The organism is Maridesulfovibrio sp., from assembly GCF_965230075.1.
Taxonomy (GTDB): domain Bacteria; phylum Desulfobacterota; class Desulfovibrionia; order Desulfovibrionales; family Desulfovibrionaceae; genus Maridesulfovibrio.
Map to the genome: position 1 here is coordinate 774,498 of NZ_OZ245945.1, position 15,177 is coordinate 789,674.

Consider the following 15,177-nt stretch of genomic DNA (forward strand, 5'->3'; position numbering starts at 1 on the left):
CTTCCCGGGCCGTGCCTGCGGTCCGGGAAGTAAGCAAATAAAAATAACGGAGAATTAAAATGCAGGTGGCACAGAATATCAATGAAGCTGGACAGTTTTTTTCTTTTGAATTTTTTCCGCCCAAGGATAAATCCACATGGCCCATATTCATGGAAAGGGCAGCAAGACTGGCCGCGCTTAAGCCCCTTTTCGCATCAGTTACATACGGAGCAGGCGGAACCAGTCACGACAATTCACTTGAGATTTGCTCCCTGCTGAAAAAGGAAATGGGCATTGATATTGTCGCCCATCTGACCTGCGTCGGTGCCAGCGAGCAGTCCATTGACGAGTTCGTTACCAAGCTAGGCGAGGCCGGGGTTTCAGATATTCTGGCTCTTGGCGGTGACGGGGTTAAAGACACAAATGGTGAAGGTCAGAGTCATTTCTTCCACGCCTCTGATCTTGTGGGATACGTGGACGAAAAATTTTCCGAAGTAGGAATCGCAGTAGCCGGATATCCGGGCGGACATCCCGATTCACCCTCTCTGGTGTGGGATATTGAATTCCACCATGCCAAGCTGTCCAAGGGGGCGGACTTCACTATGACCCAGCTCTTTTTCGATAACAGGGTCTACTTCGATTACGTGGACAGACTTGCCGAACTTGGCAGCACTGGCCCGGTAATCCCCGGTATCCTGCCCATCCAATCCTTAAATTCGTTGCGGCGGATCATGTCTCTGTGCGGGGCGGCAATTCCCGGTGATCTTTATTGCGGGGTGGAAAAGGCTTTTGAAAAAGGTGGCGATGAAGCGGTTATGGAGTTCGGTTTTGACTTTGCCCGCAAACAGATCGCAGACCTGCTCGATAAGGGCGCGCCCGGAGTTCACATCTACAGCCTGAATCGCGCAGCCATGTGCGAGAGGTTGATTACTGATTTGAAGAGTGACGGATATTTCAATTAAACACCTTCATCCCCTGCTAGGAAGCCCTGTGCGACTCACTCCCGCACAGGGCTTCTTCATTTTTTAGAGGAATCCTTTAAAAGCATCGGCGATATGGGCGGCGGTTTTTACTCGTGCCGGACCGTGTTCAATGATGAAGGGCAGAATCTTATCGGAATACTCGCCTAGCCCGGAAAGCAGGGTTTCACTGAGCCCCTTGGCTGAAGGTGAGGCAATGAAGGTCTTGATTTCCTTGTACAGGGTCTTGGCCTCGCTTACAGAATTGTTGCCGGAGGTGTAGGCGGTGGATGCATGATCGTAGACTTTTTTGGCCTTTTCAAAGCTGCCGGGGGTGGTGATGATCTTGGTCAGTTTTGAGGTCAGGGAAGAATCGGTTGTGCCGGAATCCATGCTTTCGGAAAAGCCGACCAGTTTGGCAAGTCTGGTAAAAGTTGAACCGGAACCGATGTTACCGAGTTTTGAGGTCAGGGCGGCTCCTTCGTCAGGATTGAGCAGGCTCATGGTTGTGGTCTGCGCATCGACGAGGTTTTCTGTGGAATCGTAAAATCCGGTATAGACGTTCTTTGCCCGGTCAAGCAGGCTTGCACCTTCTGCCGCACTTTTGGCTGTTTCAGCAGAGGAGGACAGGTCATTCAGGCTGAAAGCCAGCACTGCCGAGGCCTGAAGAAGCAGGCATGCTACAGTCAACAGGGAAATTACTATCATACGAGAAGGGGAATTTTTCATCTTGCTTTCTCCATTTTTAGGTTAGGACTTCAGTATACTTAGTTGAAGGGATTTTTCCATTAGAAAAGGAAACGGAATCTGCAAGAGAAATTCTTGGGGCAGAAAATTAAAAAAGCCGCAACATCATAAGATGCTGCGGCTTTTTTAATTTTGCTAATTTAACTGGAATTACTTGGCGTCGTGGGTATTGCGCACTGCCATGGCGTGGGTCAACCGGTCAATAATAATCGCCAGAAACACAATAGAGAGGCCCGCTTCAAAGCCCATACCGATATCAATGCGGTTAATGGCAACCAGCACTTCCATGCCCAATCCCTTAGCCCCAATCATGGAGGCCACAACAACCATTGCCAGAGCCATCATGGTTGTCTGGTTGATACCCACAACAATGGTCGGCCTTGCCAGAGGAAGCTGCACCTTGAACAAGGTCTGCATGGGGGTTGCACCAAAGGCCCGGGCCGCTTCGATAACGTCTTTGGGAACCTCGCGGATTCCGACGTTGGTCAGGCGGATAATCGGCGGCATGGAGTATATGATGGTCGCGAAGAGCGCGGGAACCTTTCCAAGGCCGAAGAGCATCATTACCGGGATAAGGTAAACAAAGCTCGGCATGGTCTGCATGGCATCGAGGATCGGTTTGATGATGGTCTCCACGCGGTCACTCCGTGCCATCCATATTCCCACGGGAATACCTACGGCAAGGGATATGACAACCGCTCCGGTGACCAGTGCCAGAGTCATCATGGTCAGCTTCCAGTATCCGAAGCAGCCGATGATAAAGAGCATGGCCGACATGCCCAGTCCTCGTTTCCAGTTGCCGAGCAGCCACCAGCCGGCAACACCGACACCGATTATGATTACAAACCACGGGATCATAAGGAAGAACTGCTGCAAAGCAATAAGCATTTGCAAGAGAACATGGCCTAGGGCATCAAAGAATGCTCCCCAGTTATCCATGACCCATGCCATGCCTGTGTTTACCCAGTCTGCCAGTGGTATTTCCAGAGCCTTTGGAAACTTATACATTATAAAATCCAGTTGTTATGTTTTAATTCAATGCGGCCTTGATTGTGGCTGCTTTGTCAGCGGGAACCCATTTTGTCCAGACATCTTCATTGTTCTTAAGGAACCATTCGGCAACCTCTTCAAGGCTTGCCTTTTCATTTTTCATGTAGGCGAGACACTCGTTGGTTATGGCCATGGTGGTTTCATATTTCTTGAACATTTCAATGATTTTGGGAGCACGTTCCATCAGGGATTTACCGACGAGAATGTTAACATCGGAGTTGGGATATGCGCAGAGTCTGGTATCGTTCCATACTTTCGCATCATAAGGTGCTTCTTCAAGAAAAGTCATATCGATCATGCCCATTACCCAGGTGGGGCCCCAGTAATAACCGACCCAGCCTTTGCCGCGCTTGTATGCGGAAACCATGGAACCGGCCAGTGCGGCATCGGAACCGGGAGCGAGGAAGTTATATTTGTCATCCAGACCGTAGTTGGTAAGTTTCTGCTCGGTCTTCTGGGTTGCGGTCCATCCGGTTACGCCGGAGTAGATGAGTCCCATGGAAGGATCTTCGGGGTCTGCAAAATACTCAGGATATTTGGCGAGGTCGGCGACGGTTTTGAGTTCCGGTGTCATGGGCTTGATGCCGCGCTTGGGATCACCCTTGATCATGTAGGTGGGAACCATCAACCCTTCACGGGCGTCCTTGAAGTTCGGGCCGAGGTCAAAGAGAGTTCCGGCTTTGATGCCTTTGTCATAAAGGTGCTGGGAGTTGGATGTCCATGATTCCATGTCCACATCCATGTCTCCACGCATGATCGCTTCATAGGCAATAGCGGTTCCGGCAGGAGTGTATTCAACGTCGGTTCCGTATCCGTGTTCAATGATGAAGCCGGCAATGCGGTTGTGGATCTGGATGCTGTCCCAGTTGAGGTCGGCGAAAATGACCGGCTGCTCGGTTGCCTGTGCAGAGTTTACGGGCATAATGCTGATGATTGCGGCAAAAACAAAACCTGCAACCCAAAGCATTGTATGGGATTTAATCTTATTCATAACAAATTCCTCCAAAAATATTAAATTGACGGGTCCGGTCCGTATTCGGCTACCGCAGCAATCAGGTTGCCGCTGACCACAACGCCGATAAACTCATCGTTATCGTCGATTACGGCAAGGGGCCATCCGGATTCGGACCTCATGGGATATAGTTCCAGCGCAGGAGTCTCGGCAGAGACGCTGCGGGCAGGTTTAATTATGTCTTCAAGCTTCTTGTTTCCGGTCTCAACTGCTTTTGCCGCGTCAGCTGCATGGACAATTCCGAGCACGTGGTCGTTTGAGTCGAGAGCAAAAATGGATGAAATACTGTTCTTGCGCATTTTGCGCAGGGCGGCGCGCGGCCCGTCTGCTGCTACATAGACTACAGCTTCAGCTTTTTTCATGACATTTTCAGCTGTGAGCACCTTGGTGGCGTCCACATCTTCTACAAAACGTCTGACATAGTCGTTGGCCGGTTCGGTGAGAATTTCTTCAGGGGTGCCGGTCTGGACGATCACGCCGTCTTTCATGAGTACGATGCGGTCACCCAGTTTCAAGGCTTCGTCGAGGTCGTGGCTGATGAAGATGATGGTTTTGTGCATCCGCTTTTGGAGCTTGATAAGTTCATCCTGCATGTCGCGGCGGATGAGCGGGTCAAGAGCGGAGAAAGCTTCGTCCATGAGCAGGATGTCCGGGTCAAGGGCAAGGGCTCTTGCCAGACCTACACGCTGCTGCATACCGCCGGATAATTGTGAGGGATAACTGTCGCCCCAGCCTTCAAGCCCTACCTGAGCCAGCATTTTTTCAGAAACTTTCCGTTTCTCGGCAGCTGGTTTGCCCATCAGGTCCAGACCGAATTCGACATTTTCATAAATGGTCTTGTGGGGCAGGAGGGCGAAGTTCTGGAAGACCATGCCCAGCTTTTTCTGGCTCAGCTCGCGCATTTCTGCGGCGTCCAGCGAGGTGACGTCTACACCGTCCACAAGTATTCTGCCGTCTGTCGGCTCAATGAGGCGGTTGATGCAGCGTACCAGTGTGGACTTTCCGCTGCCGGAAAGACCCATGATTACCAGCAGTTCTCCTTCATTGGCGGAGAAAGAAGCCTGATTGACTCCAACGCTAAGTCCTGTCTGATTGAAAATCGTTTCTTTATCCAGTCCTTCGCGGACTAATTTTAAACCCTTCTGCGGATTTGCTCCGAATATTTTTGTAACGTTCTCGACAACTAATTTTTTCATTTAATAAGATGCCCGTAGGCCTTGTTTGAATTTACAAAGAAGGCAAAAGGGTAACATAAGGAAAGTATATGTCAAATTAGCTTGATATAGTATTGCTGATGTATTTCGCTCTGTTGTTTTTACTGTTTTTGACGTTGCGAGAATGTGTGGAGTAGTTAGATTTGATAATGAATAAAAAAATAAAAAATACAACATGTTTTTTGCTGTATAATTCTTAAAATGCATTGCGCGTATGCTGGTATTGTATTGAAAAATGCAGTTTGAGCAGAAAAAAGAGATAAATGGGATAAAAACGAAAAAAGCCGCAACTTTCGTTGCGGCTTTCTTTATTTACGAGTGGTGCCGAAGAGAAGACTCGAACTTCCACGGAGAAACCTCCACTAGACCCTGAACCTAGCGTGTCTACCAATTCCACCACTTCGGCACTCGGTAGAAAAGTGTTTATTGATTTCGACTTGCTTTGGCAAGAACTTTTTTTGTTAAATCGTAAATAAATTGTAATAAGGTTGTTTCCGGCAGAAATTGTGTCACTCAAAAAGTATAGGTTTTCTAATTGTAGAGCCTGTTTTCTCCTGTTATAGAAGTCCGAGCTAGAAATTTAATAAGGGGGAAATTCATGGACCCGTCCGTACTGGTTCCGGCCGCTATTGGTATCTCTGTTCATCCAATCTGGCCGGTTACTCTTTCAATCATCACCTTTTCCGTTCATCTGTTGCTTATGAATGCAGTTTTCGGGGGAGCGGCCATCGTCTTTGTTCATTCCCTTTCCGGAGGAACAGCAATCTCCAGAAATATTTCCAAGAAACTTCCGACAGTGCTGGCCTTGGCAATTAATGCCGGAGTTCCTCCGCTTTTATTTCTGCAGGCGGTTTACGGTCAGTTCAGCTATGTTTCATCCATCCTGATGGCTGTGTTCTGGCTGGCGGTAATTGCAGCCCTGATCAGCGGTTATTATGGATTATATTTCCATAATTACCGTTATGAACGTCTGGGTGTCTCAGGCCGCAGGCTGACCATGGCCGCAGTGCTGGCTGCGATTGTATACATCGGGTTCATGCTTTCCAATAAAATGACCCTGATGCTGCGCCCGGAAGTGTGGCCCGAATATTTCACTGATCCGCATGGATTTATCCTTAATTTGAGTGATCCGGTTCTTTACCCGCGGTTCATGCATTTTGCTATTTCCGCTCTGGCTGTGGGCGGGCTTTTCGTGGCTCTTGTGGGCAAACGCAAAGGTGATTCAGGTTTCGTTGATACAGGTATGAAATGGTTTTCCCGTTCAACATTGGTGAATGTGCTTATGGGGCTATGGTTTCTGGTCGCTTTGCCCAAGGATGTCATGCTTATCTTTATGGGCGGGGACATGCTGGCCACGGTGCTGCTCTGTGTCGGGCTGATCGCAACTTTCGCCATGCTTCATGCCGGATTTACCAAGAATGTTTACTGGGGCACAGCAGCAACGGTATTCATCGTCCCGGTTATGGCGATTATGCGCCATCTTGTACGCCAGAAATACCTTGAACCTTACTTCACCCTTGATACCGCTCCTGTGTCAGGTCAGTGGTCACCTTTCATACTTTTTGTTGTCTCGCTTATCGCAGGTGGATTCTGCGTCGTCTACATGCTGAAGCTCATGCTCAAGGCTGAAAGGAGTTAATGATGGAATATCCAATCTGGCATTTAACTACTTTCGGCGGCGGGTTCTGGATTGCAGTGATCGCAACCATCCATGTTTTCGTGGCCCAGTTTGCGGTCGGCGGCGGGCTGTTTCTGGTGGTCACGGAGAAGCTGGCCTACAGGACAGAATCAAGCGAACTGCTCGATTACGTAAAAAAACATTCCAAATTTTTCCTGTTGCTGACTATGGTTTTCGGCGGCGGAACCGGGGTGGCGCTCTGGTTCACCATGGCCTTGCTCAGTCCGCAGGGGACCCTTGTTCTGGTCCGCGAATTCCTTTTTGCATGGGCCACGGAATGGGTCTGGTTTGTGGGTGAGATCGTTGCCCTGCTTATCTACTATTACTATTGGGACAAGATGAACCGCCGTGACCATTTGGTTATCGGCTGGTTCTACTTTATCTTTGCTTTTCTTTCCCTGTTCACAATCAATGGCGTGGTTTCCTTCATGCTCACTCCCGGAGTGTGGGTAGAGACGCGCAGTTTCTGGGATGCTATATTTAACCCCACCTTTTGGCCTGCTCTCTTTTTCCGTACCGCGCTTTGCGGCATGCTGGCCGGACTGTTCGGTTTTGTGACTGCTGCTCGCATTAAGGATAAAGATCTGCGTTGTATGCTGGTCCGTTTCTGCGGAATCTGGACCCTGACCGGATTGGTTTTGACCATATTTTCCGGTTATTGGTACCTTAGCGCTATTCCTGCCGAGCAGGCTATGCAGGTAGTTCATAAGTCCCACCGCGTGGCTTATTTCATGAAAGTCTTTAAGTATACCGCCCCGGTCCTCCTTTTCGGTGGGCTGTTCATGGCTATCTGTGCACCGCGCCGGGTGAACTTTAGTTCGGCAATGGTTCTGCTGGTAGTTTCCTTGATGTTCTATGGCTCCTTCGAGTTTATGCGCGAGGCTGGCCGAAAGCCTTACGTTGTCTGGGATGAGGTTTATTCTACCAACATCACAGTGGCGCAGGCTAAAGAGCTGCATGGTGAATCAATCCTGCAAAATGCCAAATGGGTACCACAGGATTTGCGTGAGATTACCGACGAGAACAGGCTTAAAGCCGGATCGTGGCTCTATCAGATGGAATGTGGACCCTGTCACGCCATTAACGGTCCCCTGAATGACATTGTGCCCCGCACAGCAAGTTATACCGCTGAAGGTATTGCTGCATTTATCTCCGGCATGGGCAAAATTAACAAATATATGCCTGAATTTATCGGCACTGCTGAAGAGCGCAAAGTCCTTGCGGAATATATCCATTCCGTGGGTTCGGGCTATGATCCGGCCTTGCCGGAGCCTGAATTGACCGAACTTGCCCCTGCTCCTTTTGAAGCAGATCAGGAATACGCGCTTATGGCTTGGCCCTTGGAGGGATTGCGGCTGATCATTGATAAAGATCGCGCCATGTCCATTTCCGATAAGGGAAGCATAGTTCGCGCCCAGCTCATCATGCGAGGTGATTCTCCAGAAATTATCACCGACGATGTAAAGATCGTCTGCAAGCCGCAAGGTATGGACGAGACATTTGAACTTGAGGCTGAGGACGGTTATTTTCAGTCCGGTCCAATTGAAGTGCTTCCGTATACCAAGGAGGCCTATCAGCCTCTGCCTCCTGTTGATGTTCAGGCTCTTGATGCGGATGGAAATGTCATCGCCAGTACGACTATTGTGCTTCCGGTCTCAACTCGTCCGGGCTGCAACAACTGTCACGGCGGTGGTTGGGATATTCCTGAACAGGGCGGTTTCTCTGCCCGGACTGCTGCGGATATCGCTACGATTCATGACCGGGATAACAACACCAACTTTAAGCAGCGTATTAAGGAAGGCGAGATTCTTGACTGCATGGGCTGCCATGATGGCGAGATGCAGCTTGAACTTTCCACCGCTCTGCATGGATTCCACGCTGTTTATCTGCGTGATGAATCAAATGAAACCTGCATGATGTGTCATCCGCAGGAAAGCCTGCGCGGTATGCATTCGGATGCCGGATTAGAGTGTGTAAGTTGCCATGGCGATATGGCTTACCATGCTCTTGCGCTCCTCAAGGCTGAAGAGGATAAGCCTGTTGCCAAGAAGCTTATCAAGCTGATTATGCCGCCTGAGCTTGATTTTGGAGAGCTTGATCCACGTAAGCCGTGGGTGCAGCAGCCTGACTGCCTGACTTGTCATACTGAGTTCGGTGATCCCGAATATGACACTGCATACAACGATTGGACCGAGGACAGCGCGGGGCTGTTCCGCAACCGCAAGGATGAAATGGATGCGGTGATGTGCGCGGCCTGCCATAATGCGCCGCACGCTATCTTCCCGGCAGCCAACGAGCGCGATAATCTGCGTGCGTTGCAATACATGGGTGAAGCACAGCCCATAGGGGCAGCCGGGACCTGTACGGTCTGCCACGAGGATGAAATGGATTACCCAGCCCACCATCCCGGAATGGGGTTAGAAGAGTAAGAAAGCTTCGCATAAAGCTCAGAAAGGATACATAAATAAAAAGGTCGTAATATCTCGAAAGATATTACGGCCTTTATTAATGGCAATTTATTATGCAAAGCGGCGAAGCCCTACTAAAAGTTTTGGGAGAGTCCAGAGAGCCTTTTTCCAAAAAGGTTCTTTGGTCCCCGAAGGGCCGCCGGAGGCAAATTAGCCTCTTCTAAGCAAAGGTCTTTCGTTCTTGGAAGCCCTGTTTACTGCGCGCATTACGTTATCGGAATCACCTGCGGGCACGGTGAAGGTGGACTGGCGTCCCTGAATCTTCACGTGCTGGATGCGCACGGGGTTGATGCGTGCACGGCGGCAGATCATGTCTACCAGTTTGCGCGGGGTCATGCCGTGTGCGCGGCCGATGTGAGCGGTGAAACGTACACGACCACGGTTAGCACCGGGGCCGCCGCATTCTTCGATCTTGCGGTAGCTGCGCTTATCCAGAACGCTGCCCTGAGAATGCTTAAGCAGTGCTGCAACAGCTTCGATGGGATCAACACCTTCTAGCAGTTCGTGGGCGAGGTCGAGGTAGGAAAGATGTTTACCTGCTTCAACAATCTCGCTCAGTTCAGCGCCCATGCGGGATTTCTTCACATCGATAACCTGATCAATGGTCGGCAGGGGTTTTTTGTCTACACGGAGCTTGGTCACTTTGGTGATGTAGCGCAGTTTACCGAATTCGCGGGGGGAAATCAGGGTTACAGCAACACCTTTTTTACCTGCACGACCGGTACGGCCTACGCGGTGAACGAAGCTCTGCGGGTCCTGCGGCAGGGCAAAGTTAACAACGTGGGAAAGATCGGGAACGTCGATACCACGGGCAGCAACGTCGGTAGCCACGAGGATTTTACAGCGGCGTTTACGGAAACGCATGAGGATATCTTCGCGGCGGGCCTGAGAAAGGTCACCGTGGATGGGCTCGGCAGGGTAGCCGCGCTCAGCAAGGGTTCCGGCTACGCGGTCGGCATCAGCACGGGTGCGGCAGAAGACCAGACCGTAGAATTCGGGCTGGGCATCAACAACACGGCAGAGTGCTTCAAAGCGGTCACGCTCGTTCACTTCGTGGAAAATGAGTTCGGTCAGCGGAGCTTCGTCTTTTTCACGCTTTACAGAAACCACGTCGTAATCGCCCATGAATTTCTTGGCGATGTTCATTACTTCGCGGGGCATGGTAGCGGAGAAAAGCAGGGTGCGGCGATCTTCGCCAGCATTTTCCATGATCTCGGAAACTTCTTCAAGGAAGCCCATGTTGCACATTTCGTCAGCTTCATCGAGTACGAAGTTGTTGATTTTGGAAAGGTCGAGGGTCTTTCTGCGGATATGGTCCAGAACACGGCCGGGAGTACCGACAACGATGTCCGCACCGCGTTTGAGTGCTTTCAGCTGCGGAAGCATGGGCTGTCCACCGTAGACAGTGGCTACGAAAACTTTGCGCTTGCCGCGGAAAGAAATGATTTCATCCGCAACCTGCATAGCCAGTTCGCGGGTGGGGGTCAGGACGATAGCCTGAACGTGTCCTGCGCCTTCGCGGACATTCTCAATGATGGGCAGGCCGAAAGCAGCGGTCTTACCGGTACCGGTCTGGGCCTGACCTACGATGTCCTTCTCGCCGGAAAGGAGCATGGGGATTGTCTTTTCCTGAATAGGGGTGGGCGCGGTGAAGCCTTTTTTTTCAAGTGCTTCAATAATGGCATCGGAAAGGCCGAGGTTTCTAAATTTTTCCATGATGTATGTATCTCTCTAAAATGTAGTGAAAATAAAAGTTGTATTTAAAAGGGCAATAAAACATGAGCGCGTCTCAGTTCTCAACTGGGCGCGTGTTAATTCCCGTTTCAGCTGGGCCGGATTTATTAAATCGGGTCGTTTGTTATCACTGGCAAAAGTACAGCAACACGAATCAGCAAACCGCACGCGCGGCCTGATCCGGGGATGTTCCGGTCTTGCGGAAATGGGGGTGAAAAACAAAGCAATGCCAGCCCCTTAAATGCAGGGGAGGCTTCTAGCTACCGTAATAAATGTCCGGTATTTTTGGAGGGACCGTCCGGTTATCTCGATCTACTTAAGGAGGGGTAAAACTCATCAAGGGCAGATCGTACTTTCTCCTGAAACAGCAAGGCGAACTGCCTGCATAACTGGTCCCAATCTTCTAATTAGGTTTCAGGGGAATCGTCACATAAGGACGATGTACGAAACAGGTACACTGCCCTTGCAATTAAAAACTTGGGTCTCTTGGGACCCAAAACAACCGGATATGGACGGACGCGAGGAGCTTTAAGCACCGAATTGGTGTTGGGTCAAGGGTTTTTTCTTGGGTCTAAGTCGAAGTATGAAAAGTCAATGTCAGCATAGAAGTTGGGATTTGTATTATTTTCAATGCTTGAAAGGTCTTCTATGTGTCGAGAACTGTAATGTTTTATTGACTCAAATATGAAGTTTATAAATTTAATTTTGTTTTTATGATTTGCGATACTCTTTGAAATGAGTTCGTCTGCATGCGAAGGGGTTGACGCATTCTCTGGCGAAGTTCTGTTAGTTGATTTTGGCCATTTGTTTATGTTGTAAGAACTGTTAGTTGTTTCTCCTCTAATTAAGTTAAGGTGGACAAATGCTTTGTTTTCTATGGTTGGACATTCATTTAGTTTCTTAAGGCTAGTGAAGCCTTTTTCGCATAAGAATAAGACAGTCAGAGGAGTAATGAAGTAGTTACAAATGCTTTTGTATAAAAGTTTGTCTATGTAGTATTGGTTTTTTGTGTAAAAGATAGCTTTGTCTTTTGTTAGTATTTCTTTGTCCTGTTCATCAAAATTAAATTCATTTGAGATGTCAAAATTTTTAATTAGAATAGGGTATCCTCTCATAAAAATTTTCTCAATATCCCTCGCTTTCATATCAAGTTCTTCTGCCAGCATAACTGAAGCATCGAGAAAATAGTCTTTCATGTCTCCTTTAGTTATTGGGTGTTGATCTAGTTTTAGTGTATCAAAGGCAACATACTCAATAAACTCCTCATAAGGCGGTTCAGGGATAGTATAGTTAATATCAACAAATCTTTTCAAATATCCAAGATCATCCACTCCCTTACCGTATCGCTTCTCAACAATCCCAGCCAACCTTTCACGGTCAATTGCCAGCACAAAAATTATTCCGTTTAAATCAAAGAAGTGCTTCAAGGCCTCAAGTAATTTAATCGCGTAGTGTGGTTCACATCTGTCCAGTTCATCTACGAAGAAATATAGTGGCGTTTTTCCGTTGTTAGTAATGGTGTCTATGACGGCTTGGATATTTTTTTTAAAATCTTCGAGCTGTTTCTTTAGTGTTGAGTGCCCTTTCTTAGCGTAATTTTTTATTTTTCCTGTAGCGTTGCCGAGAGTTGCACACGCAATTGCTGGAGCTGTTGCGAATGGGTTAGCAAAAGAAGCTATAGTAAGTATCCCAGCCATTGCTTGAAGTAAGTCGGGTAATTCAGCTACAGCTCTATCGAATGAGTCTTTAATCTTTTCAAATCGAGATTTATTGTCGTTAATAAATTCCCCCAACTCACCCATGATTGCCAAAAGCGGTTCCTTATTAAAATCATGCTGCCACGCATCAAAACGAATACAGCTGTGCCCGCCTCCATCATCTAAACGTAAGTATGCTTCCCACATCTTGATAAAAGAAGTCTTCCCACTTCCCCACGAAGCACTTACTGTCATGACTAAAGGAGTTTCAGAATTCTTCATTAGCTTGGTAAGATTCTTTATGTGCGGCTCACGTTTGAGCTTGTCGTTTGCAAATGGATCGTCTGGATCAATGATAAATTCTGGAGGGCGGTAGAACATTTTGAATCTCGGTATATAGCTAGGTTGAGTGGGTATTTTGAACAATTTACCTATTCTCAGTTTATGACCCCTAAATCAAGAGGGAAGCTGAAAGTGAGCGGTTACAAGAAATCAGCTTCCCCCCCCCCAATTACCTACCAACCCACTTCCCACAAAATTCTATTGAAATTAAATTCCCTCTCACTTAAATTCCCGGCAGGACTCTTAACAGTTTGGAGGCTATATGAAACTGTTGAAAACTGGCGAGATACGCGGAGCGATTGAGCGTTGCGAGCCTGAGAGGATCGCTGTTGCGTATGTGGGGTTGGACTGGGAGAAATTTATCGACAAAGAGAAGGTGAAAGAAGTCGTGGTTTCTCCTACTGAAGGATCAAATCCAAAGGGGATTCAGTCTCTTGTGGATTGTCTTTCATGGGAGAATGTGCACTTTCTGGATAATCTGCATTGCAAATTTTACATTGGCGACCAGTCCGCCATTCTTGGAAGCTCAAATTTAAGCCGCAATGGAATCGCGGAAACGGGACTGGAAGAAGCTGCTGTTGAAATTACTGATCTGCGGGAGATTGAAAATCTCGGCTCCTATTTTTCTGAAATCAAGCAGATGGCCTTGGAGAAATATCCGGCCGAGGAAATGAAAAAACAGGCTCTTTCTGATCTTTACAATATCTGGCGTGAGCGCGAGAGGAGCAGAGGGACTGAGGAAATCGAGGAGGACGGCGAGGAACTTCTTGATTACGCAGTGCTGAGTGAAACTGATTTTTATATTGCGTGGTATGGTGATTGCGACAACGTTGAATATCGTGGCGACATAGAGAACTATGAAAGCCTTATCGATGATGAAATGCATTTTGCTGCCGGGGATAAGATCAGGAAAGGAAAGTGGGTTCTCTGCTGGAAAGTTACCGCAAACAACCGTCCAAATATGCAGGTGAAGCCGCACTGGCTGTTCATTGATGAGTTGTTTGAAAATGCAGTCTATATTGAAAATGAAGAATATGATTATACAACTGTCGCGGTAATGCGTTCAGACAGGGAACCGGTTGAACCTCCATTTGAGCTTACTCCGAATGTCATTCGCGCCTTTAAGGAACTGATCGGCTCTGAAAAATATTTGAGCACATTTATCGGTGGGGATGGCGTCTATTACATGAAGGACACATTCCCGGTGTTCAAGCAGTTCATGGCTGACTGGAAAAAGATGGTTTCCTGATTTTAAAGCAAAACTATAGAACGCAAAAAAGCCGCAACTCCTGTTGCGGCTTTTTATTTATATGCATCCGAACTTAAAGGCTATTTTCCTTTTTTCATTTCCTCAGCATTCAAAATGGTCCAAGAATCAGTGCGAGGATTAAAGACTCCGGCCTGAGTCAGGATTTTGTGGATGAAGCCTCGTTTGCGCAGTTCTTTGATTCCTTTTTGCAGCGCGCCATATATTTCCTTTCCTCTGGGGTGTTTTCTGGAAACAAAGAAATGCCTGCTCTCAAGGAGCGAAAATTTAATTCCCGGTATGGGGATAAGACGAATACCGTTTAGGACCTTGCTGAAATCTTGAGTGGTTGCAATCTCAAGCGGTATCCAGTCCGCCCGTCCGGCATTTAGCATTTTTACCATGCAGTCAAAGGTCGGTGCGTCAATGACATTTGTTATGCCCATGTTCTGCAATACCTGCTTGTCGTTATTCCAGTGCTGCCCGATTATGCCTTTGCCGCGTTGGTTTATTTCAGTTGCGCTTCTTGCCGTAAGGAGTTCTGTATTCTCCAGTAGAGTGTAGAATCCTTTTTGAAATTCCCCGTATCTGGTGATTGGAGCACTGACCAGAAAAGCATCCTTATACCCCGGAACAGCGATGGTGTCCTCGTTCAGCTGCTGGCTGCAAAGTACGGCCCGGCCACGTGCGACTTCCGCAGTGGAGCGGCGTGCATTGGGTACTTCGATGTATTCTATTGGTGAACTGATGCCGCCCATCCTTAAAGATCTCAGCAGGATGATGACATCCGCCGTGGTTCTGTTGATCTTTACGTCCGGTATTTGTTCCAGTTTATCGATTGGAACATTCAGTATTTCAGAAAGAGCTTGAATCCGTTCAAGGGCGTTTCTTTCGATGGCTATCGTAATAGTTTCGCTGCTGAAAGCGATGGAAGGAAGAGTGAAACAAAACAGAAGTACTGTAATAAATATTCTCATTTATGACCTGCTTCAAAGATTATGTTTTCAGGTCTATGATTTTTGCACAAAAGCTGAACATAAGGCAAGGATAC

The 15,177-nt window shown here is 48.1% G+C and carries 11 protein-coding genes and 1 tRNA gene; 4 read left to right on the forward strand and 8 right to left on the reverse strand.

Features of this window, described 5'->3' with window-relative positions; genetic code table 11:
- Positions 1-59: 59 nt before the first annotated feature.
- Complete coding sequence (locus ACO05Z_RS03390; RefSeq protein ID WP_421900508.1) at positions 60-941, forward strand: methylenetetrahydrofolate reductase; 882 nt, start codon at positions 60-62, stop codon at positions 939-941.
- 63 nt (positions 942-1,004) lie between these two features.
- Here ACO05Z_RS03390 and ACO05Z_RS03395 read toward each other — a convergent pair whose 3' ends face one another.
- From ACO05Z_RS03395 to ACO05Z_RS03415, 5 genes are all read right to left on the reverse strand, one after another.
- Positions 1,005-1,667 (reverse strand): hypothetical protein, encoded by a 663-nt coding sequence (locus tag ACO05Z_RS03395; protein WP_421900510.1) that lies wholly within the window; start codon positions 1,665-1,667, stop codon positions 1,005-1,007.
- A 168-nt stretch (positions 1,668-1,835) separates the two neighbouring features.
- Complete coding sequence (locus tag ACO05Z_RS03400) at positions 1,836-2,693, reverse strand: ABC transporter permease (protein ID WP_421900512.1); 858 nt, start codon at positions 2,691-2,693, stop codon at positions 1,836-1,838.
- A gap of 22 nt (positions 2,694-2,715) precedes the next feature.
- On the reverse strand, positions 2,716-3,726 hold the full coding sequence (locus ACO05Z_RS03405) for an ABC transporter substrate-binding protein (RefSeq protein ID WP_421900514.1): 1,011 nt from the start codon (positions 3,724-3,726) through the stop codon (positions 2,716-2,718).
- 20 nt (positions 3,727-3,746) lie between these two features.
- A complete protein-coding gene (locus tag ACO05Z_RS03410) occupies positions 3,747-4,943 on the reverse strand; it encodes a quaternary amine ABC transporter ATP-binding protein (protein ID WP_421900516.1) in 1,197 nt (398 codons plus the stop codon).
- 337 nt (positions 4,944-5,280) lie between these two features.
- Positions 5,281-5,367 (reverse strand) — tRNA-Leu (locus ACO05Z_RS03415).
- 192 nt (positions 5,368-5,559) lie between these two features.
- On the opposite strand from ACO05Z_RS03415, the gene ACO05Z_RS03420 reads away from it, so the two are divergent.
- A complete protein-coding gene (locus ACO05Z_RS03420) occupies positions 5,560-6,600 on the forward strand; it encodes a hypothetical protein (RefSeq protein WP_421900518.1) in 1,041 nt (346 codons plus the stop codon).
- A 2-nt stretch (positions 6,601-6,602) separates the two neighbouring features.
- Positions 6,603-9,068 (forward strand): cytochrome ubiquinol oxidase subunit I, encoded by a 2,466-nt coding sequence (locus ACO05Z_RS03425; protein ID WP_421900520.1) that lies wholly within the window; start codon positions 6,603-6,605, stop codon positions 9,066-9,068.
- Between the two features lie 189 nt (positions 9,069-9,257).
- Here ACO05Z_RS03425 and ACO05Z_RS03430 read toward each other — a convergent pair whose 3' ends face one another.
- Together ACO05Z_RS03430 and ACO05Z_RS03435 are read right to left on the reverse strand one after the other, a co-directional pair.
- A complete protein-coding gene (locus tag ACO05Z_RS03430; RefSeq protein WP_421900522.1) occupies positions 9,258-10,823 on the reverse strand; it encodes a DEAD/DEAH box helicase in 1,566 nt (521 codons plus the stop codon).
- Positions 10,824-11,392: 569 nt separating this feature from the next.
- Complete coding sequence (locus tag ACO05Z_RS03435) at positions 11,393-12,919, reverse strand: KAP family P-loop NTPase fold protein (RefSeq protein ID WP_421900524.1); 1,527 nt, start codon at positions 12,917-12,919, stop codon at positions 11,393-11,395.
- A 223-nt stretch (positions 12,920-13,142) separates the two neighbouring features.
- Here ACO05Z_RS03435 and ACO05Z_RS03440 point away from each other — a divergent pair, with 223 nt between their 5' ends.
- Positions 13,143-14,129, forward strand: coding sequence for a phospholipase D family protein (locus ACO05Z_RS03440; protein WP_421900526.1), 987 nt, complete (start codon positions 13,143-13,145; stop codon positions 14,127-14,129).
- 80 nt (positions 14,130-14,209) lie between these two features.
- On the opposite strand, the gene ACO05Z_RS03445 is transcribed toward ACO05Z_RS03440, so the two are convergent.
- Positions 14,210-15,103: a hypothetical protein gene (locus ACO05Z_RS03445; RefSeq protein ID WP_421900528.1), complete on the reverse strand. Its 894-nt coding sequence runs from the start codon at positions 15,101-15,103 to the stop codon at positions 14,210-14,212.
- Positions 15,104-15,177: the final 74 nt, after the last annotated feature.